Genomic DNA, 18270 nt, shown 5'->3' with positions numbered 1-18270 from the left:
GGGTTGTGGAAATTCGCGATCTCACCCCCGACGACCTCGACGACGTTCTCGACCTGCGTAAACGCTCCTTCGGCCCGATCTCCGGCGCGGAGGCCGAGCGGTGGCGCCACACCGTGACGCCCACGCTCGGCGAGGGCCGCTACCTGGGCGCGTTCGAGGGCGGCAGGCTCGCCGCCTCGGCCCGGCTGCGCGGCTTCACCCAGTGGTGGCACGGCCGTCCGCAGCCCATGGCCGGCGTCGCGGGGGTCACCGTCAACCCGGAGGATCGCGGCCACGGCGTCGGCACCGCCATCATGCGCGCCGTCATCGACCGCGCCGCCGCCCACGGCGACGCCGTCTCGGCGCTCTACCCGGCCACCACGCCCCTGTACCGCTCGCTCGGCTACGAGCACGCCGGAGCCCGGCACATGATCACGCTGCCCGCCGAGTCGCTGCGCCGCATCCGGCCGTCCGGCGAGGTCGAGCTGCGCAGGATGGGCCCCGGCGACGCCGCCGAGGTCGTCTCCCTGCTTCACCGGACGCACGCGGCGGCCCGCTCCAGCGGCCCCGTCGCCTGGGACGAGAACGCCTGGCGCGTCTGGCTGTCCAACGAGGACGACTTCCTCTACCTGGCCCCCGACGGCTACCTCGTCTACCGCTGGAACGGCGACGACATGCACGTCGAGAACCTGGTCGCCGGGTCGGGGGAGACGGCCAGGGCGCTGTGGTCGATGGTGGGCAGCTCGTCGTCCATCGCCAGGAAGGTGACCGCGCCGGTCGCCCCCGACGACCCGGTGCTGTGGCTGCTCGGCGAGCGCTCCACCGACCACGTCACGCAGGTGCGCTGGATGTTGCGGGTGCTCGACGTGGCCGCGGCCGTGGAGCGCAGGGGATTCCCCGCCGCCGTCACGGGCGGGGCCGTGGTCAGCGTGGACGACCCGCTGCGCGGCGGCGGCTCCTACCGGCTGGAGTTCTCCGGCGGCTCCGGCACGGCCGTCCCGGCCGACGGCGGCGGCGGGGGCGGCGGGGGCGCGGCGCTGAGCGTGGGCGGCTTCTCCGCCCTGTACGCCGGCGTGCCCACCGCGACGCTGCGCAGGACCGGCCTGATGTCCGGCGACGACCGTCACGACGAGCTGCTCGACACGGCCTTCGCCGCCAAGCCGTACATGCTCGACTACTTCTGACGGGCCCGCCCGCCGTTCGCGGCGGGCGATTCACGGTGCGCGGCCAGCTCAGCCGGGGTAGAGTCTCGTGCCGAACAGATGTTCGGCGGCGCGGGAGGCAAGCCGGTGCGGGTGATGGGCGTCGATCCGGGGCTGACCCGGTGCGGCCTGGGCGCGGTCGAGGGCCGGCCGGGCGCGCCGCTGTCGCTGGTGGCCGTCGGGGTGGTGCGCACGGGTTCCGACGAGGAGCTCGGCACCCGGCTGGTCGGCATCGAGGCCGGCATCGAGCGGTGGCTCGACGAGGTCCGTCCCGACGCCGTGGCCGTGGAGCGCGTCTTCGCCCAGCACAACGTCCGCACGGTCATGGGCACCGCGCAGGCGGCCGGGATCGCCGTGCTGTGCGCGGCCCGGCGCGGGCTGCCCGTCGCGCTGCACACGCCCTCGGAGGTCAAGGCCGCCGTCACCGGCAGCGGCACGGCCGACAAGAAGCAGGTCGGCACGATGATCACCCGGCTGCTGCGGCTGGCCGAGATGCCCAAGCCGGCCGACGCCGCCGACGCGCTGGCCCTGGCCATCTGCCACATCTGGCGCGGCGGCGCCCAGCACCGGCTGGCCGAGGCCATGGCCCGCGCCGGCAAGGGGCGCTGACCCGTGCGGCAGGCACGGGCCGACCGTTTCATGGAGTTCGTGGCGTTCGTGGAGTTCGTGAAGAAGGAGATCGAGTCGTGATCGCGTCGGTGGCGGGCAGGGTGGCGTCGGTCGCGCCCGACGGGGCCGTGATCGAGGTCGGGGGCGTCGGCATCCTCGCCCACTGCACCCCCGGCACGCTGGCCACGCTGCGCGTGGGCGAGCAGGCCAGGCTGGCCACGTCGCTGGTGGTGCGCGAGGAGTCGCTGACCCTCTACGGCTTCGCCGGCGACGACGAGCGGGCCGTCTTCGAGATGCTGCAGACGGCCAGCGGCGTCGGCCCCAAGCTGGCGCTGGCGATGCTCGCCGTCCACACGCCCAACGCGCTGCGGGTGGCCGTGGCCGCCGCCGACCTCAAGGCGCTCACGCGGGTGCCGGGCATCGGGCAGAAGGGCGCCCAGCGCATCGTCCTGGAGCTGAAGGACCGGCTCGGCACCCCCGAGGAGGCCGTCAACGCGGCGATCGGCGGGGAGCGGCGCGCCGCCCTGTGGCGCGAGCAGGTGCATTCCGGCCTGGTGGGCCTGGGCTATTCGAGCAAAGACGCCGACGAGGCCGTGGCCGGGGTCGCGCCCGAGGCCGAGGCCGACCTCGCCGCCGGTCGCCAGCCGCAGGTGGCCGCGCTGCTGAAGGCCGCGCTGCGGTCCCTCAGCGTGAGATGATCATGATGTCTGAGACGACGCCCCGGCGCGCGGGAAGGAGCGGTGGCCATGGACTATGAGCGCGAGCTGGTCTCCGCCGACGCCGGCGGCGACGAGCTGCAGATCGAGGCGGCGCTGCGGCCCAAGCGGCTGGGCGAGTTCATCGGCCAGGGCCGGGTGCGCGAGCAGCTCTCCCTGGTGCTGGAGAGCGCCATGCGCCGGCAGCGTCCGCCCGACCACGTGCTGATGAGCGGGTCGCCGGGCCTGGGCAAGACCACCCTGGCCATGATCATCGCGGCCGAGCTCAACATGCCGCTCCGCATCACCTCAGGCCCCGCCCTTGAGCGGGCCGGCGACCTCGCCGCCATCCTGTCCACGCTGACGGAGGGCGAGGTGCTGTTCATCGACGAGATCCACCGCATGGCCAGGCCCGCCGAGGAGATGCTTTACCTGGCCATGGAGGACTTCCGGGTCGACATCGTCGTGGGCAAGGGGCCGGGCGCGACCGCGATCCCGCTCGACATCGCGCCGTTCACGCTGGTCGGCGCCACCACGCGGGCCGGGCTGCTGCCGGCGCCGCTGCGCGACCGGTTCGGGTTCACCGCCCACATGGACTTCTACGAGGTCGGCGAGCTGGAGCAGGTGCTCCACCGGTCGGCGCGGCTGCTCGGCGTCGTCCTGCCGGAGGAGGGCGCCCACGAGATCGCCCGGCGCTCGCGCGGCACGCCCCGCATCGCCAACCGGCTGCTGCGCCGCGTCCGCGACTTCGCCGACGTGCGCGCGGGCGGCGTGATCGACCGGGACATCGCCTCGGCGGCGCTCAATCTTTACGAAGTCGACGCCGAAGGGCTCGACCGGCTCGACCGGGCGGTGCTCGGGGTGCTGCTGCGCAAGTTCGGCGGCGGTCCCGTCGGCCTTTCCACCCTCGCCGTGGCCGTGGGGGAGGAGCCCGAGACCGTCGAAGTGGTGGCCGAGCCGTTCCTCGTCCGTCAGGGGCTGCTGGCCAGGACCCCGCGCGGCCGGGTCGCGACCGCTTCCGCCTGGACACACATGGGTATGACACCGCCGCCGGACGCTTTCGGGGCCGCCGTTTCACCGTGATCACGAAACGGTTGCAACCATTTCAAATCGGGAACTTCCCCGCGCGCCGAATCGCTGCCTCGTTGCCGCGTTTCATAACAAGCGCCTACACTCCGTGGCTTGGCTGGCTGTGTAGGCTGACGGGCTGAGCGGCGCGGCCCGAGAGCTACGCAACGGAATTTCCGGCGCGAGGCCGGTGTCAAATTCTTGAACGACTATGGAAGGTCGCCCCTATGGACATGGGACAACTCGGAAGCATCCTGCCGCTGATCCTTCTGGTGGTGGTGTTCTACTTCCTGCTGATCCGTCCGCAGCGCAAGCGCCAGCAGGAAGCGCAGCAGATGCAGAACTCCTTGACCCCGGGCGCCCGCGTCATGACCACGACCGGCCTGTTCGCCACGGTCGTCGCGGTGGACAACGAGGACGTCGTGCTGGAGGTCGCGCCCGGCATCGAGACGCGCTGGGTCAAGGCGGCCATCGGCCGTGTGGTCCAGCCCGGTGACGCCCCGGTGGTGGCCGACGAGCCGGCCACGACCGACCTGGCCGACGGTGACGCCAAGGAGTCCGACGCGACCGTCGAGCCCAACGGCGATCAGGGCTCCAGCAGCAAGCAGTCCTGACTAAGCTCTGCGACAAACCCCTATCTGAGAGAATCGACGACCAGTGGCCCGACCGACCAGCCGCCACAGCCGACCAGGGCGCACGCTCTTGGTGCTGCTGGCGCTCATCCTCGCCCTGGGCGGGACGATGTTCCTGCAGAAGGCGTTCACGCCCAAGCTGGGACTCGACCTCGCCGGCGGAACGACGGTGACGTTGTCACCCGTGACCCAGTCCGGTCAGTCTCCGCCTGAAGAGATCCTCGACCGCGCGGTCAACATCATCCGCGACCGGGTCAACGGCACCGGCATCTCCGACGCGGAGGTCGCCAAGTCCGGCGACAACATCATCATCTCCATCCCGGGCGTCGGACAGAGCGAGGCCATCAAGCTGGTCGCCACCACGGCGGAGCTGCGCTTCCGCCAGGTGCTCGCCATGGAGGCCACGCAGGTCCCGCAGAACCTGACCACCGAGGCGCCCACGCCGGGCGCCTCGCCGTCCGCCAAGCCGTCCTCGACGGCCAGGCCGTCGGGCAAGCCGTCCGGCACGCAGTCGGCGACCACGCCGAGCGCGTCCCCGACGGGCAAGGCGCTGTCGTCCGCGCTGACCGCGCCGACGCCGGGCGCCACGCCCGAGGCCACGCAGACCGGCCGCGACCAGACGGCCCAGAACCAGAACCAGACGGGCCAGAAGCAGAACACCAAGGGCAAGAACGCCACGCCGACGCCGTCGCCGAGCACGCCGCCCACGCAGCCGAACCAGGACCCCAACGCCGGCATCAACACGCAGGGCATCGACCCCGCGGTGCTGCAGCAGTTCCACAAGCTCGACTGCGCCGACCCCAAGAACCGCGGCCAGGGCGTCCAGGACGACCCCAACAAGCAGTACGCGGCCTGCGAGACCGACGGCAGCTACAAGTACGTCCTCGACGTCGCCAAGGTCGTCGGCACCGACATCGACACCGCCTCGGCGGGCGTGCGCCAGGGCACCGTGGAGTGGATCGTCCAGCTCGACTTCAAGAGCAAGGGCGCGGGCGAGTGGAGCAAGCTCACCACCACCGCCTACAACGCCCAGGAGCCGCGCAACAAGGTGGCGGTCGTCCTCGACGGCGTGGTCATCACGGCCCCCAACATCATCAGCCCGATCCCCGGCGGCCGCGCCGAGATCACCGGCGGCTTCGACCAGGTCAGCGCCACCAACCTGGCCGACCAGCTCAAGTACGGCGCCCTCCCGCTGAAGTTCCAGCGCAGCTCGATCGACACCGTGTCCTCGACGCTCGGCGCCGACCAGCTCGAAGGCGGCCTGATCGCGGGCATCATCGGCCTCGGCCTGGTGGTCGTCTACTCGCTGCTGTACTACCGCGGCCTCGGCATCGTCGCGGTGCTGAGCCTCGTCGTGGCCTCGATCCTGACGTACACGGCGGTGGTCGTGCTCGGCCACAACGCCGGCTTCCGGCTCTCGCTGCCGCACATCATCGGCCTGGTGGTCTCGATCGGCATCACCGCCGACTCCTTCATCGTGTATTTCGAACGCATACGTGATGAGATGAAGGAAGGTCGGCGGACGCTTCGCGCGGCCGTCGAGGTGGCCTGGGTCCGTGCCCGGCGCACGATCCTGATCGCCGACGCCGTCATGTTCATCGCCGCCATCGTCCTGTACTTCCTGGCGGTGGGCGGTGTGGCCGGGTTCGCCTTCGCGATGGGCCTGACCACGCTGATCGACATCGTGGTGGTGTTCCTGTTCACCAAGCCGTTCATCGCCCTGCTGGCGAGGCTGAAGTTCTTCGCCAAGGGGCACCCGCTGTCCGGCCTCGACGCAGAGCGCATGAGCACCGAGCCGGCCGCCACGACCACTCCGCAGGAGGCCTGAGATGGGACTGGGGCGTCGCCTCTACCGCGGCGAGATCGATGTCGACTTCGTCGGCAAGTGGAGGCTCTGGTACAGCCTGTCCGGCCTGCTGCTGCTCGTCTCCCTGGCCGGCATCCTGTTCAACGGGCTCAACCTGGGCGTCGAGTTCAAGGGCGGGACGGTCTTCACCTTCCCGGCCAGCAGCGGCACCGTCGAGGAGGTCCGCGAGGACTTCCGCACGCAGGGCGCCCACCAGGTGATCGTGCAGCGGGCCCGCGACAACTGGCGGGTCACCACCGAGACCCTGACCGAGTCGACGCTCAACCAGATGCAGACCACGATCGCCAAGGAGTACAAGGTCCCGGTCAAGGACGTCAGCGTCCAGTCGATCGGCGCCTCCTGGGGCGGTGAGGTCTCCCAGAAGGCCTGGATCGGCCTGGGCGTCTTCATGCTCGCGATCATCCTGTACCTGTCGATGGCGTTCGAGCCGAAGATGGCGTTGTCGGCGATCGTCGCGCTCATCCACGACCTCGTCATCACCGCCGGCGTCTACGCCTGGTCGGGCTTCGAGGTCACGCCGGCGACGCTGCTGGGCTTCCTGACCATCCTCGGGTACTCGCTCTACGACGCGGTCGTGGTGTTCGACATGATCAAGGAGGTCACGGCCAAGCTGGGCACGACCTCCAAGATGACGTACTCGATGGCGGCCAACAACGCGCTCAACCACACGCTGATCCGGTCGCTGAACACCTCGCTGGTCGCGATCCTGCCGGTGGCGGCCATCCTGTTCATCGGCACCACGCTGCTCGGCGCGGGCACGCTGAAGGACCTGTCGCTGGCCCTGTTCGTCGGCATGATCGTCGGCACCTACTCGTCCCTGTGCGTGGCCACGCCGATGCTGGTCACGCTCAAGGAGCGGGAGCCGAAGTACCAGGCCATCGCGCGCCGGCTCGCCTCCACCACCGGCAAGGGGGCGAAGGGTTCCAAAAGCGCAGCCGTAGCGAAGGGCTGAGCCCGCGTCCGCGGCTCGTCCCGGCGCCCCCGTCCGTCAGGGCGGGGGCGCCGTCGCGTTCAGAGGGGCCTTGCGGCGCCGGAGGAGGGCCGTGGGGTTCCCCTGTGCCGAGCCTGTCCCGGCGGGCGTCTCAGGCCCGTCACAGGCCGTCCGGGACGTCCTGCGGTCCGAGGAGGGTCCGGAGTAGGCCATCATGGAGCGCGGCACCCACGAGGAAGGCGATGGAAGCACGATGAGCGAGCTCAGCCAGTTGATCCTGGACCGGATCAGGGACGTCCCCGACTATCCCAAGCCCGGCGTGCTGTTCAAGGACATCACCCCGCTGCTCGGCGACCCCGTCGCGATGGCGGCCGTGGTGGACGAGCTGGCCGGCCTCACCGAGGTGGACAAGATCGTCGGCATCGAGGCCAGGGGCTTCATCCTGGCGGCGCCGGTGGCCTACCGGGCGGCGGCCGGGTTCGTCCCGGTGCGCAAGAAGGGCAAGCTGCCGGCCGCGACGCTGGAGGAGTCCTACGACCTGGAGTACGGCTCGGCCACCATCGAGGTGCACCGCGACGCCTTCGCGCCCGGCGACCGGGTGCTCATCGTCGACGACGTGCTGGCGACCGGCGGCACGGCCAAGGCCACCATCGAGCTCGTCGAGCGGGCCGGCGCGCACGTGGTCGGCATCGCGGTGCTGATGGAGCTGGCGTTTCTCAAGGGACGCGAGCGGCTGCCGGCCGTCGACCTGCACTCCCTGGTGATCGTCTGAGACGGCCCGAGCGAGTCCGGGTCCACAGCCTGGATACACTGGGGGGATCTGGACTCGAACGTGAGGAGTCTGAGTGCCCCGTGATGTGGTCGCGCCCGACGTAACCGACGCTGGTAATGCCGACGCGCCCGGCGTTCCTGCGGTGCGTCGACGGCGGTTTGGGGGTGGGGCCATGAATCCGGTGCTGGAGCCGCTGTTCCGCACGGTCCGGGCCACCCATCCCAAGGCCGATCTGCGCCTGATCGAACGCGCCTACGACATGGCCGCCTACCACCACCGCGACCAGAAGCGGAAGTCGGGCGACCCGTACATCACCCACCCGCTCGCCGTGGCGACGATCCTGGCCGAGCTGGGCACCGACGACGAGACGTTGTGCGCCGCGCTGCTGCACGACACCGTCGAGGACACCGCCTACAGCCTCGACGAGCTGCGCGGCGACTTCGGCGACACGATCGGCTCGCTGGTCGACGGCGTCACCAAGCTCGACAAGGTCAAGTTCGGCGACGCGGCGCAGGCCGAGACCGTGCGCAAGATGGTCGTGGCGATGTCGCGCGACATCCGCGTGCTGATCATCAAGCTCGCCGACCGGCTGCACAACATGCGCACCATGCGCTACCTGCCCGAGCACAAGCGCCACCAGAAGTCCCGCGAGACGCTGGAGATCTTCGCGCCGCTGGCCCACCGGCTCGGCATGAACACGATCAAGTGGGAGCTGGAGGACCTCGCGTTCGCCATGCTCTACCCCAAGCGCTACGACGAGATCGCGCGCATGGTGTCCGAGCGCGCGCCGCGGCGCGACCTGTTCCTGCAGGAGGTCATCGAGAAGGTCTCCGGCGACCTGCGCGAGGCCAAGATCCGCGCGGTGGTCAAGGGCCGGCCCAAGCACTACTACTCCGTCTACCAGAAGATGATCGCCCGCGACGTCGCCTTCGACGACATCTACGACCTGGTGGGCATCCGGGTCCTGGTCGACAGCGTGCGCGACTGCTACGCGGCGCTGGGCACGATCCACGCGCGCTGGAACCCGGTCCCCGGCCGGTTCAAGGACTACATCGCGATGCCCAAGTTCAACATGTACCAGTCGCTGCACACCACGGTGATCGGTCCCGAGGGCAAGCCGGTCGAGCTGCAGATCCGCACGCACGCGATGCACCACAGGGCCGAGTACGGCGTGGCCGCCCACTGGAAGTACAAGGAGGAGGTCGGCGCGCCGGGGCCCACCGGCAAGGTCAAGCCCGGCAGCGACATGGCCTGGCTGCGCCAGCTCCTCGACTGGCAGAAGGAGACCTCCGACCCGGGCGAGTTCCTGGAGTCGCTGCGCTTCGACCTGTCGGTCTCCGAGGTCTACGTGTTCACCCCGAAGGGCCAGGTCATCGCCCTGCCCGAGGGCGGCACGCCGGTCGACTTCGCCTACGCCGTCCACACCGAGGTCGGCCATCGCTGCATCGGCGCGCGGGTCAACGGGCGGCTGGTGCCGCTGGAGTCGCGGCTCGGCAACGGCGACACCGTCGAGATCTTCACCTCCAAGTCGCCCGACGCCGGGCCGTCGCGCGACTGGCTGAAGTTCGTCAAGTCCGGCCGGGCCCGCAACAAGATCCGGCAGTGGTTCTCCAAGGAACGCCGCGAGACCGCGATCGAGGCGGGCAAGGAGGCCATCGGCCGCGCCATGCGCAAGCAGGGCCTGCCGCTGCAGCGCCTGATGTCCGGCGAGGCGCTGCTGGCGCTCGCCCGCGACCTGCGCTACCCCGACGTCTCGGCGCTCTACGCGGCCGTGGGGGAGGGGCACATCGCCGCGCAGGCGGTCGTGCAGAAGCTCGTGGCCTCGATCGGCGGCGTGGAGAGCGCCGAGGAGGACATCGCCGAGACGTCCCTGCCGACCCGGCTGCGCGGCCGTCCGCGCGGCGGCGGCGCGGGCGTGGTCGTGGCGGGCGACGCCGACGTGTGGGTGCGCCTGTCCAAGTGCTGCACGCCGGTGCCCGGCGACGAGATCGTCGGCTTCGTCACCCGCGGCCACGGCGTGTCGGTGCACCGCGCCGACTGCACCAACGTCCAGCAGCTCAGGGAGCAGCCCGACCGGCTGGTCGAGGTGAGCTGGTCGCCCGGCGACGACAGCGTGTTCCTGGTGGCCATCCAGGTCGAGGCCCTCGACCGGCCGCGCCTGCTGTCCGACGTCACGCGCACCCTGTCCGACCAGCACGTCAACATCCTCAGCGCGTCCGTGACGACCTCGCGCGACCGGGTGGCGATCAGCAAGTTCACCTTCGAGATGGGCGACCCGAAACACCTGGGCCACGTGCTCAAGGCGGTGCGCAGCATCCAGGGCGTCTTCGACGTCTACCGGGTGAGCGGCGCCGGCAGCTGAGCGACCGGCCGGGGGTCAGCCCTTCAGGTCGGGCAGGTTGACCACGATGGCCTCCTGCGTGCTGCGCGCGATCACCACGACGGCCTCCCGCTCGGGGTCGGGGTTCTCCTCGCGGTGCGGGGTGTAGGGCGGCACGTAGACGTAGTCGCCGGGGGCCGCCTCGATGCGCCGCTCGCGGCCGTCCTGGAGGAAGACGAAGCGCGGCGTGCCGCTGACGACGTAGATGGCGGTCTCGGAGGCGCCGTGGTGGTGGTCGGAGGAGCGGGTGGCGGGCGCGACGTGCGTCTGGCCCATCCACAGGGCCGAGGAACCGGCCGTGGCCCCGCTGACGGCGGCCAGCCTGCGCATCCCGGCGCTCTGCGCCGTCTCGCCCGACAGCGCGTCTGAGGCGATGTGACGCAGCGGCAGGTGGAAGGGGTCGCCCTCGGCCCGGTAGCCCTCCCACAGGCGCCCTCCGGCCCGTTCGAGGACGCCTGAGGCCACCGAGGTCAGCAGCGCCGGGTCGGAATGGGCCGCCAGCAGCTCGTCGGCCAGCGCCGGGTCGTGCCCGCGCAGCTCGCGCAGCAGCCACTTGCCGTTGCCCCGCCACCTGCCGCCCACGTCGAGGGCCAGCCTGGCGGTCTCCTGGACCACCTGCCAGCGGATGAACAGCTGCTCGCCTGGGTCGGTCGCGCCGGCCAGGTCGTCGAGCAGGTCGGACAGCGCGTACCGGGCCTGCTCGGCGCGGGCGGCGGCCAGGCCGCCCGGACCGGCGGCCAGCCGGTCGCCGAGCGCCGCCTGAAGGTCGCTGGCCCGGCCGCCGGTGCGGTCGACCAGCACCGCGCCGTCGGCGCACATGCGGGCCACGCCCGGCTTGCGCTCGGCCAGGTCGCGGTCGACGTAGGCGTCGAGGCTGGTCTCGCTGTGGACGTACAGCTCGACGGGCCAGCCGTGCCAGCGCAGGGACTCGCGGTAGGGCACGGCCAGCCCGTCGAGCACCACCACGACGTCGAGGTCGGAGGTGCTGGTGCGGCGCTCGGTGAGCACGCTGCCGCCGACGAAGGCGTACAGGGCGCCGGGGAACAGGTCGTCGACGAGGGCGCGCGCGACGCTGACGGGGTCCATGCCGTCAGCGTAGGACCCCGGCCGCCTTCCGAAGATCGGTTCAGCTGAACTCGGTCAGCGTGCGCTCGGCCTCCTCCAGCCACGAACGGCGGGCGACCAGCGCCTCCTCGGCCTCCTTGACGTCCTTGGCCCGGCCGGCGGCCTGCGCCTTGGACAGCCGCTTCTCCAACTGCTCGATGGAGGCGCGCAGCTGGTCGACCGTGCTCTGGGCGCGGGCCCTGGCCTCGGGGTTGGACCGCTTCCACTCGGCGTCCTCGGCCTTGCGCACGGCCTCGTCGATCTTGCGCAGCCCGCCTTCGAGCCGGTCGCGCTGCTCGCGCGGCACCGGTCCGGCGGCCTCCCAGCGCTCCAGGACGTGCCGCAGCGCCGCCCTGGCCGTGCGCGCGTCGGTGACGGGGAGGATCTTCTCGGCCTCGGCCAGCAGCTCCTCCTTGACCTCGGCGTTGGCCGCCAGCGAGGCGTCGCGCTCGGCGAAGACCGCGGAACGGGCCTGGAAGAACTGGTCCTGGGCGGCCTTGAAGCGGCCCCACAGCTCGTCCTCGGCCTCGCGCGAGGCGCGCCCGGCGGTCTTCCACTGCTGCATCAGCTCGCGGTAGATCGCCGCGGTCGTGCCCCAGTCGGTGGAGCCGGCCAGGGCCTCGGCCTCGGCCACGATGCGCTCCTTGGCCGCGCGCACGCCCTCGCGCTGCTCGTCCAGGCCCGCGAAGTACTGCTTGCGGCGCTTGGCGAAGGCGGTGCGGGCGGCCGACAGGCGCTTCCACAGCGCGGCCTCGGTGACCCGGTCGATCCGGTCGGCGGCCTTCCACTCCTCCACGAGCTGGCGCAGCCGTTCGCCGCCCGACTTCCAGTGGGTGGTCTCGTCGGCGATGCGCTCGGCCTCGTCGACGATGCGCTCCTTGACCGCCCTGGCCTCGGCGCGCGCCTGGTCGCGGGCGGCCTTGACCTCCTCGCGGCGATGGCCGACCAGCTCGGTCAGGCCGTCGAGGCGGGCCGTCAGCGCGGCCAGGTCGCCCACGGCGTGGGCGTCGGCGACGGCCTCGCGCAGCTTGGCGATGCTCGCCTCGGCCTGCGCGGGCGCCAGGTCGGTGCCCTTGACCCGCTGTTCGAGGAGCTGCACCTGGCCGGACAGCTCGTCGTACTTGCGATGGAAGTAGGCCAGTGCCTCTTCGGGTTCACCGGCCTGCCAGGAGCCGACGGCCCGCTCTCCCTCAGCCGTACGCACGTAGACGGTGCCGTCGTCGTCTACCCGGCCCCACGGGTCGGTGCTCACCGTGTCCTCCCGCACTATCCATCAGACCCTTCGGGACTACTTCGTCCCTAGTTTGTATTACGTCAGCTCTTGCCGGCGATTGTCACGTCTTTGATTTCGAGGGTTTGCTTCGGTGCTCCGGTCCCATCTCCCATGTCAGCGATGACGCCCGCTTTGTTCACCTTGTCCAGGATGTCGAGCCCCTTGGTGATCGTACCCACCGGCGTGTAATCCGGGGTGAGTCCGAGATCGCCGTAAACGAGGAAGAACTGGCTCCCCGTGCTGCCCGGCGCCGAGGTCTTCGCCATCGCCACCGTGCCGCGCTTGTACGCGGCCCCCTGGAGGTTCTCCTCGGCCATCACGTAGCCGGGGCCGCCCGCGCCGTCCTGGCTCTTGCCGTCGGCCTTGGCCGTCGGGTCGCCGCACTGCAGCATGGGGAACTTGTCGCTGCCGAGCCGGTGGCACTTGCTGCCGTCGTAGAACTTCTTGCTCGCCAGGAAGGCCAGCGAGTTGGTCGTGCACGGCGCCTTGGCGTTGTCGAGCTCGACCACGATGTCGCCCAGGTTCGTGTTGAGCGTCATCGTCTTCTTGGCCGGCTCGGTCTTGACCTTGGCCGGCGGCATGCCGACGTCCTTGACCTGGCCGCCGGCGGCCTCCTTGACGTAGTCGCAGGTGCCGGTCGCCGCGTTGTACGGCTTGGGCCCCGTGCTGGCCGCGGCCGACGCGGTGTCCTGCGGGGCCGAGGCCGAGGGCGAGGCGGACGCCTCGGTCGTCGAGCCGCCGCCGCCGAGCAGCGCGACCGCGGCCACGATGCCGCCCACCACGACCACCACGCCGACCGTGGAGCCGATGATCGCGGTGCGCTTGGCCTTCTGCTCGCGCTCGATGCGGCGCTGCATCTGCCGCTCGTAGTGCTCACGTGCCAGCTGCTTCTGCCGGTCCTTGCCCGTGGCCACCGCTTTGCCTCCCATAGTCAATCAACTGAGGTGGGCGAATCGTATCGGCCAATGGGTAATGATTCGCAGCCCGGCGACCCGCACCGGTACCCTTCGGTTACATTCCCATTGGCTTTTCGACGAGATCACCTGAGGCAGATGCTCATCGCAGGCTTCCCCGCAGGGGCCCTCCAGACCAATTGTTACGTCGTCGCGCCCGCGGCCGGCGAGGAGTGCGTGATCGTCGATCCGGGCCAGGACGCGGCCGAAGGCGTCGACGAGCTGCTGCGCGAGCACCGGCTCAAGCCGGTCGCGGTGCTGCTCACGCACGGCCACCTCGACCACGTGTGGTCGGTCGCCCCCGTCTGCGGCGCGCGCGACGTCCCCGCGTGGATCCACCCCGACGACCGCCACCTGCTGAGCGACCCCTCGGCCGGCTGGGGCGGCGGCGTCTCGCTGTTCGGCGACATCCGGCTGAGCGAGCCCGACGACGTGCGCGAGCTGTCCGACGGCGCGCGGCTCAGCCTGGCGGGCCTCGATCTCGTGGTCGACCACACCCCGGGCCATACCAGGGGGTCGGTGAGCTTCCGGCTGCCCGGCGACGAGATCATGTTCTCGGGCGACCTGCTGTTCGCCGGCTCCATCGGCCGCACCGATCTTCCCGGCGGCGACTACGCGACCATCCTGAGCAGCCTGGCCACCAAGTGCCTGCCGCTGCCTGACGATACGGTCGTCCTGCCGGGCCACGGACCACAGACCACGATCGGCCGCGAGCGCGCCACCAACCCTTACCTGAAGGAAGCGGCGCCGCAGGCCGGTCCCACACGAGGGATCTAATGAGCTTCCAAGCACCCAAAGGCACCTTCGACTGGCTGCCGCCCAGCTCCGAGGCCATCCTGGCCGTGCGCGAGGCGCTGGCCGCGCCGCTCCGGCAGGCGGGCTACGGCTACGTCGAGACCCCCGTCTTCGAGGACACCGAGCTGTTCAAGCGGGGCGTGGGCGAGTCCACCGACGTGGTGTCGAAGGAGATGTACACCTTCCCCGACAAGGCGGGCAGGTCGCTGACCCTGCGCCCCGAGGGCACCGCCTCGGTCGTGCGCGCCGTGCTCCAGCACAACCTGCACAACGGCCAGCTCCCGGTCAAGCTGTGGTACTCCGGCAGCCAGTTCCGCTACGAGCGTGCCCAGAAGGGCCGCTACCGCCACTTCTGGCAGGTCGGAGCCGAGGCCCTCGGCTCGGAGGACCCGGCGCTCGACGCCGAGCTGATCCTGCTGGGCGCGCGCGGCTTCGCCTCGCTCGGCCTGCGCCAGGTCAGGCTGCTGCTCAACTCGCTCGGCGACAAGAACTGCCGCCCCGCCTACCGGGCCGCGCTCCAGGACTTCCTGCGCGGGCTCGACCTCGACGAGGAGACCAGGGCCCGCATCGACATCAACCCGCTGCGGGTGCTCGACGACAAGCGGCCCGAGGTGCAGGCCCAGCTCACCGGCGCGCCGCTGGTGGTCGACCACCTGTGCGCCGCCTGCAAGGCCTACCACGAGGAGGTCCGCTCGCTGCTGACCGCCTCGGGCGTGGCCTTCGAGGACGACCCCCGGCTGGTGCGCGGGCTCGACTACTACACGCGCACCACGTTCGAGTTCGTGCACGGCGGGCTCGGCTCCCAGTCGGCCGTCGGCGGCGGCGGCCGCTACGACGGGCTCAGCGAGATGCTGGGCGGGCCGCCGCTGCCCAGTGTCGGCTGGGCGCTCGGCGCCGACCGCACGTACCTGGCCATGGAGTCGGAGGGTCTGCTCGGCGAGGCCGCGCCGGGCCGCGTCCAGGTGTACGGTGTCCCGCTGGGCGACGACGCGCGCCGCCGCATGTTCCTGCTCGTCTCCGAGCTGCGCGAGGCGGGCGTCAGCGCCGACATGGCCTTCGGCGGCAAGGGGCTCAAGGGAGCGATGAAGGGCGCGGACCGATCCGGCGCCCGCTTCGCGCTGATCCTGGGCGAGCGAGACCTCGCGGCCGAGGCCGTGCAACTGAAGGACCTGACCACCGCTGAACAGACCCAGGTGCCGCTGGCCCAGGTCGCCGACGTTTTGAAAGGGAAAGTGCAGTGATCCGCACGCATACGGCCGGGTCGCTCCGTGAGGAGCACGCCGGGCAGCAGGTGACGCTCGCAGGATGGGTGGCCCGCCGCCGTGACCACGGCGGCGTGGTCTTCATCGACCTGCGCGACGCCTCCGGCTCGGCGCAGGTGGTCTTCCGCGAGGAGGACCACGCCCACGACCTGCGCGCCGAGTACTGCGTGCAGGTGGTCGGCCAGGTCAGGGTGCGCCCGGAGGGCAACGAGAACCCCGAGCTGCCCACCGGCGCGATCGAGGTCGTGGCCGAGCGGGTCGAGGTGCTGAGCGAGTCCGCGCCGCTGCCGTTCCCCATCGAGGGCAACGTCGGCGTGTCGGAGGAGGCCCGGCTCAAGTACCGCTACCTCGACATCCGCCGCCAGCAGGTGGCCGCCGCCATGCGCACCCGCTCCAAGGCCACCTACCTGGCCAACGAGGTGATGCACGAGCTCGGCTTCGTCTACGTCGAGACCCCGACGCTGACCCGCTCGACCCCCGAGGGCGCGCGCGACTTCCTGGTGCCGGTCCGCCTGCAGCCCGGCAACTGGTACGCCCTGCCGCAGTCGCCCCAGCTGTTCAAGCAGCTCCTGCAGGTCGCCGGCCTGGAGCGCTACTACCAGCTCGCCAAGTGCTACCGCGACGAAGACCTGCGGGCCGACCGCCAGCCCGAGTTCACCCAGATCGACGTCGAGATGTCCTTCGTCGACCAGGAGGACGTCATCGAGGTCGGCGAGAAGCTGGTCGGCCGCCTGTGGCGGGAGATCCTCGGCTACGAGATCCCCATGCCGCTGCCGCGCATGACCTACGCCGACGCCATGGCCCGCTACGGCTCCGACAAGCCCGACCTGCGCTTCGGCCAGGAGCTCGTCGAGATGACCGACTACTTCTCGGCCACCTCCTTCCGCGTCTTCCAGGCCGACTACGTCGGCGCGGTGGTCATGCCGGGCGGCGCCTCGCAGACCCGCAAGGAGTTCGACGGCTGGCAGGAGTGGGCGCGCAGCCGCGGCGCCAAGGGCCTGGCCTACGTGCTGGTCCAGGAGGACGGCACGCTCGGCGGCCCGGTCGCCAAGAACCTGTCGGAGCAGGAGCTGTCCGGCCTGGCCGCCAAGGTCGGCGCCGCCCCCGGCGACGCGATCTTCTTCGCCGCCGGCGCCCGCTCGGCCTCCCGCGACCTGCTGGGCGCGGCCCGCCTGGAGATCGGCCGCCGCTGCGGCCTGATCGACGAGTCGCAGTGGTCGTTCCTGTGGGTGGTCGACGCCCCCATGTTCGAGGAGGACGGCGAGGGCGGCTGGACGGCCGTGCACCACCCGTTCACCGGCCCCAAGCCGGAGTGGGCCGACAACTTCCAGGACCACCCGGGCGAGGCCCTGGCCTACGCCTACGACATGGTCTGCAACGGCATGGAGATCGGCGGCGGCTCGATCCGTATCCACCGGGCCGAGATGCAGCAGCGGGTCTTCGACGTGCTCGGCATCTCCAAGGAGGAGGCCGAGAGCAAGTTCGGCTTCCTGCTCGAGGCGTTCAAGTACGGCCCGCCCCCGCACGGCGGCATCGCCTACGGCTGGGACCGGATCTGCATGCTGCTGTCCGGCGGCGACTCGATCCGCGACGTGATCGCGTTCCCGAAGACCGCCTCCGGCTTCGACCCGCTGACCGGCGCGCCGACGCCGATCACGGCCGACCAGCGCAAGGAGGCGGGCGTCGACGCCCAGCCCAAGTCCGAGGCCTGACACGACGACGGCGGGCGCCCCCCTTGTCCGAGGGGAGCGCCCGCCGTCGCGTTCCGCGTGCTACCTCACGGTGACGCGCTTGATGATGATCGGGTTCTTCGGCGCGGTCGAGCCGCCGTCGCCCACGATGTCGTCGCCGTTGACGATGACGCCGTCCTTGGCGACCTTCTCGATGATCTCCAGGCCCGAGCGGACCATGCCGAGCACCGAGTACTGCGGCTCCAGCTGGCCGTTCTCGTCCGACAGCGAGATGGCGAACTGGCTGCTGTTCTGCCCCGCCGCGCCGTCGGGCTGGGTCAGGAACACCACGCCCCTGGTGTAGGACATGCCGCCGACGGCCTCGTCGCCGTACACGTAGCCGGCCGTGCCCTGGCCGTCGGTCGGGTTCCTGCCGTCGGCCTTGGCCTGCGGGTCGCCGCACTGCAGCAGGAACAATCCGGCCGTCTCCGGCGTCACCAGGCGGTGGCACTTGGTGTTGTCATAGAAGTGCTTCTTGGCCAGGAACGCCATCGAGTTGACCGAGCACGGGGTCGCGTTCGCGTCGACGTCGATCACGATGTCACCGTGGTTGGTGCTCACGGTCATCGTCTTGAGCTTGAGGTTGGGCCGCTTGCCCGGCAGGCCGACGAACTTGTTGGGCGCGGAGTCGTCCCGCTTGTAGGTGCACGACACCTTGCCCGCCTGCTTGGGCGGCGCGGTGCTCGGCAGCGCCGTCGGCGCGGGGGAGCTGGTGCTGGCGGAGGGCGAGGGCGTGCTCGCCGCCTCGGCCGTCTTCTTGTCGTCGCCCATCAGGGTGGTCGCGGCGAAGATGCCGCCCGCCACCACGACGACGGCCACGCCCGCGCCGATGAAGGTGTTCCGCCTGGCTTTGGCGGTCTGCTCGGCCGCGCGCCTCGCCTGCCGCTCCTTGTGCTCCCGGGCCAGCTCGCTCTGGCGGTCGTCGCCGCTCACCGGTTGTCTCCTTCATCTTTGCCGACACATGACCAAACAACTCCGCGAATGCTACCGGCCTCCGATATGTGCCGGGCGTAAGTGG

The 18270-nt window shown here is 71.0% G+C and carries 16 protein-coding genes; 12 read left to right on the top strand and 4 right to left on the bottom strand.

Annotation, left to right across the window (positions count from 1 at the left end; translation table 11 throughout):
* The first annotated feature begins 5 nt into the window (after nt 1–5).
* The 9 genes from eis (at nt 6) to ACIBQ8_RS41335 (ending at nt 10117) form a co-directional block, all read left to right on the top strand.
* A complete protein-coding gene (gene eis, locus ACIBQ8_RS41375; RefSeq protein ID WP_397194758.1) occupies nt 6–1163 on the top strand; it encodes an enhanced intracellular survival protein Eis in 1158 nt (385 codons plus the stop codon).
* A gap of 105 nt (nt 1164–1268) precedes the next feature.
* Entirely contained in the window at nt 1269–1790 is a 522-nt protein-coding gene (gene ruvC, locus ACIBQ8_RS41370; protein ID WP_358285996.1) for a crossover junction endodeoxyribonuclease RuvC, read from the top strand.
* 77 nt (nt 1791–1867) lie between these two features.
* The gene (ruvA, locus tag ACIBQ8_RS41365; protein ID WP_358285749.1) at nt 1868–2488 is read left to right on the top strand and encodes a Holliday junction branch migration protein RuvA; all 621 of its coding nucleotides are present in this window, start codon (nt 1868–1870) and stop codon (nt 2486–2488) included.
* A 48-nt stretch (nt 2489–2536) separates the two neighbouring features.
* On the top strand, nt 2537–3568 hold the full coding sequence (gene ruvB / locus ACIBQ8_RS41360) for a Holliday junction branch migration DNA helicase RuvB (protein WP_397175341.1): 1032 nt from the start codon (nt 2537–2539) through the stop codon (nt 3566–3568).
* A gap of 212 nt (nt 3569–3780) precedes the next feature.
* A complete protein-coding gene (gene yajC, locus ACIBQ8_RS41355; protein ID WP_397175343.1) occupies nt 3781–4167 on the top strand; it encodes a preprotein translocase subunit YajC in 387 nt (128 codons plus the stop codon).
* Between the two features lie 91 nt (nt 4168–4258).
* Nucleotides 4259–6013: a protein translocase subunit SecD gene (gene secD, locus ACIBQ8_RS41350; RefSeq protein ID WP_397194883.1), complete on the top strand. Its 1755-nt coding sequence runs from the start codon at nt 4259–4261 to the stop codon at nt 6011–6013.
* 1 nt (nt 6014) lies between these two features.
* Nucleotides 6015–7004, top strand: a complete 990-nt coding sequence (gene secF / locus ACIBQ8_RS41345) for a protein translocase subunit SecF (protein WP_397175345.1) — start codon at nt 6015–6017, stop codon at nt 7002–7004.
* Between the two features lie 232 nt (nt 7005–7236).
* Nucleotides 7237–7755: an adenine phosphoribosyltransferase gene (locus ACIBQ8_RS41340; protein WP_364340890.1), complete on the top strand. Its 519-nt coding sequence runs from the start codon at nt 7237–7239 to the stop codon at nt 7753–7755.
* 172 nt (nt 7756–7927) lie between these two features.
* Nucleotides 7928–10117 carry a bifunctional (p)ppGpp synthetase/guanosine-3',5'-bis(diphosphate) 3'-pyrophosphohydrolase gene (locus ACIBQ8_RS41335; RefSeq protein ID WP_357703285.1) on the top strand — a complete coding sequence of 730 codons (2190 nt, stop codon included), beginning with the start codon at nt 7928–7930 and terminating at the stop codon, nt 10115–10117.
* Between the two features lie 15 nt (nt 10118–10132).
* Here ACIBQ8_RS41335 and ACIBQ8_RS41330 read toward each other — a convergent pair whose 3' ends face one another.
* The 3 genes from ACIBQ8_RS41330 to ACIBQ8_RS41320 all read right to left on the bottom strand — a co-directional run bounded on the left by ACIBQ8_RS41330 (nt 10133) and on the right by ACIBQ8_RS41320 (nt 13441).
* Nucleotides 10133–11221, bottom strand: coding sequence for a cupin domain-containing protein (locus tag ACIBQ8_RS41330; protein ID WP_397194757.1), 1089 nt, complete (start codon nt 11219–11221; stop codon nt 10133–10135).
* Nucleotides 11222–11261: 40 nt separating this feature from the next.
* Nucleotides 11262–12491: a DUF349 domain-containing protein gene (locus ACIBQ8_RS41325; RefSeq protein WP_397175347.1), complete on the bottom strand. Its 1230-nt coding sequence runs from the start codon at nt 12489–12491 to the stop codon at nt 11262–11264.
* A 62-nt stretch (nt 12492–12553) separates the two neighbouring features.
* Entirely contained in the window at nt 12554–13441 is an 888-nt protein-coding gene (locus tag ACIBQ8_RS41320; RefSeq protein WP_397175349.1) for a peptidylprolyl isomerase, read from the bottom strand.
* 123 nt (nt 13442–13564) lie between these two features.
* Here ACIBQ8_RS41320 and ACIBQ8_RS41315 point away from each other — a divergent pair, with 123 nt between their 5' ends.
* From ACIBQ8_RS41315 to aspS, 3 genes are read left to right on the top strand one after another with little or no spacing between them, the layout of a single operon-like run.
* Nucleotides 13565–14242, top strand: coding sequence for an MBL fold metallo-hydrolase (locus tag ACIBQ8_RS41315; protein WP_397175350.1), 678 nt, complete (start codon nt 13565–13567; stop codon nt 14240–14242).
* The gene (hisS, locus tag ACIBQ8_RS41310) at nt 14242–15501 is read left to right on the top strand and encodes a histidine--tRNA ligase (protein ID WP_397175351.1); all 1260 of its coding nucleotides are present in this window, start codon (nt 14242–14244) and stop codon (nt 15499–15501) included. The genes ACIBQ8_RS41315 and hisS overlap by 1 nt, the downstream gene beginning before the upstream one ends.
* Nucleotides 15498–17234, top strand: a complete 1737-nt coding sequence (gene aspS / locus ACIBQ8_RS41305) for an aspartate--tRNA ligase (protein ID WP_397194756.1) — start codon at nt 15498–15500, stop codon at nt 17232–17234. Before hisS ends, aspS begins: the two co-directional genes overlap by 4 nt.
* A gap of 60 nt (nt 17235–17294) precedes the next feature.
* On the opposite strand, the gene ACIBQ8_RS41300 is transcribed toward aspS, so the two are convergent.
* Nucleotides 17295–18185 carry a peptidylprolyl isomerase gene (locus tag ACIBQ8_RS41300; protein ID WP_397175353.1) on the bottom strand — a complete coding sequence of 297 codons (891 nt, stop codon included), beginning with the start codon at nt 18183–18185 and terminating at the stop codon, nt 17295–17297.
* Between the last annotated feature and the right edge of the window lie 85 nt (nt 18186–18270).

The sequence above is a fragment of the Nonomuraea sp. NPDC049646 genome (genome assembly GCF_044465525.1).
Classification (GTDB): domain Bacteria; phylum Actinomycetota; class Actinomycetes; order Streptosporangiales; family Streptosporangiaceae; genus Nonomuraea.
The sequence above is the reverse complement of the archived record's forward strand: the minus strand, read 5'-3'. Positions and strand labels throughout refer to the sequence as shown.

Coding starts and splice junctions, on each gene's coding strand:
- ruvB (WP_397175341.1), top strand. CDS start 2,537: ATGGACTATGAGCGCGAGCTGGTCTCCGCCGACGCCGGCGGCGACGAG.
- yajC (WP_397175343.1), top strand. CDS start 3,781: ATGGACATGGGACAACTCGGAAGCATCCTGCCGCTGATCCTTCTGGTG.
- secF (WP_397175345.1), top strand. CDS start 6,015: ATGGGACTGGGGCGTCGCCTCTACCGCGGCGAGATCGATGTCGACTTC.
- ACIBQ8_RS41340 (WP_364340890.1), top strand. CDS start 7,237: ATGAGCGAGCTCAGCCAGTTGATCCTGGACCGGATCAGGGACGTCCCC.
- ACIBQ8_RS41335 (WP_357703285.1), top strand. CDS start 7,928: ATGAATCCGGTGCTGGAGCCGCTGTTCCGCACGGTCCGGGCCACCCAT.
- ACIBQ8_RS41330 (WP_397194757.1), bottom strand. CDS start 11,221: ATGGACCCCGTCAGCGTCGCGCGCGCCCTCGTCGACGACCTGTTCCCC.
- ACIBQ8_RS41320 (WP_397175349.1), bottom strand. CDS start 13,441: ATGGGAGGCAAAGCGGTGGCCACGGGCAAGGACCGGCAGAAGCAGCTG.
- ACIBQ8_RS41315 (WP_397175350.1), top strand. CDS start 13,565: ATGCTCATCGCAGGCTTCCCCGCAGGGGCCCTCCAGACCAATTGTTAC.
- hisS (WP_397175351.1), top strand. CDS start 14,242: ATGAGCTTCCAAGCACCCAAAGGCACCTTCGACTGGCTGCCGCCCAGC.